This window comes from Pseudonocardia pini (genome assembly GCF_013870575.1).
Lineage (GTDB): Bacteria > Actinomycetota > Actinomycetes > Mycobacteriales > Pseudonocardiaceae > Pseudonocardia > Pseudonocardia pini.
This window is the reverse complement of sequence record NZ_JACBXB010001169.1, coordinates 1-1,187: the sequence shown is the minus strand read 5'-3', so window position 1 is coordinate 1,187 and position 1,187 is coordinate 1. Positions and strand designations below refer to the sequence as shown.

Sequence of the window (1,187 nt, the reverse complement as noted above, 5' to 3'; positions counted from 1 at the left end):
AGCAGCCTGCGACGGCGTTCGCCCGCACGTTCGTCGCGGATCTCGCGCAGGGCCCGGTGCAGCACCAGGTCGCTGTCGGGTGGGCCCTCGAGCAGGGCCTCGTCGGGGAGCTCGTCCAGGGTCCGCGTCATCGCGCGCAGGTCCTCCCACTCGGCGCGGCACTGCGCGCACTCGTCGAGATGCCGCTCGACCGCCGTCGCCTCACCGGGGGCCAGCAGGCCGAGGACGTGCGCGGACAGCTCGCCGCCGTCAATCCCGCAGGTCGTCATCCGGGCACCCCCTCCACGGTCGGGCCGAGCGCGCTGCGCAGGGCACGCAGCGCGTAGTACGAGCGGGACTTCACGGTCCCCGGCGGCACGCCGAGCACCTCGGCGGCCTCCGGCAGCGTCCGGCCGCGGAAGTAGACCTCCGCGAGGACGTCCCGGTGGTCCGGAGACAGCCGTTCCAGGGCGGGCAGCACGGTCAAGGCGTCGACCACCCGGTCCGCGTGGTCACCGGTCGCCACCGGGGGAGCGGCGTCCTCCTCGACCTCCGCGGGCCGGGCACGCTGCGCCCGGACCCGGTCGGTGACCAGGTTGCGGGCCACGGTGAGCAGCCAGCTCCGCACGGAGCCGCGGCCGTTGGTCAGCACGTCGGAGTGCTGCCACGCCCGCACGAGGACCTCCTGCACCACGTCCTCGGCCGCCGCCCGGTCGCCGAGGAGCCGGGTGGTGAACGCCAGGAGCGCCCGCCCGTGCTCGGCGTAGACGGCGCGGATCAGAGCCTCGTCGGGGTCCCGGGGACCCTTCCGCTCGCGGGTGCGTCCCCGCGCCCGGTGACCTGACGACCCGACGACCATGCACGCTCCCGGTCCACCTGTGCCCCCGACGGATGCTCACCGCGGGCGGGGCGGGTGCCCCGCGGCGGAGCGCGGTGAGGGTAGCGAAGTCCACATCCGGCGACACGGACGCCGGAGCGCCGCGGTTCAGTCGGATTTTCTCTCCCGATCGGGTGAACCGTTCGCCGCCGGGCCCCGTGTCCTCGGATGAACGCTCCCCGCGCTCGAACGCTTCACCCGCTCCCCGCGATCAGAAGGTGGACATCCCATGAGGAGACACGGCCCCCTGGTGACGTTGCTCGCCGTCCTGGCGGTCGGCGTCGCCGTCTTCGCCGTCGCGACGATCATCGTTCGTACACCTTGCTGAACG

2 protein-coding genes are annotated in these 1,187 nt (G+C 74.0%); both read right to left on the bottom strand.

Features of this window, described 5'->3' with window-relative positions; translation table 11 throughout:
- Positions 1–269: zf-HC2 domain-containing protein (locus H5J29_RS33525; protein ID WP_181784884.1), on the bottom strand; the 269-nt coding region annotated here is incomplete at its 3' end.
- Complete coding sequence (locus H5J29_RS33520; RefSeq protein ID WP_181784883.1) at positions 266–838, bottom strand: sigma-70 family RNA polymerase sigma factor; 573 nt, start codon at positions 836–838, stop codon at positions 266–268. The genes H5J29_RS33525 and H5J29_RS33520, both read right to left, overlap by 4 nt.
- Positions 839–1,187 lie beyond the last annotated feature (349 nt).

Bases quoted from the DNA above. Each gene is read 5' to 3' on its own strand.
- H5J29_RS33520 (WP_181784883.1), bottom strand. From the start codon at position 838: ATGGTCGTCGGGTCGTCAGGTCACCGGGCGCGGGGACGCACCCGCGAG.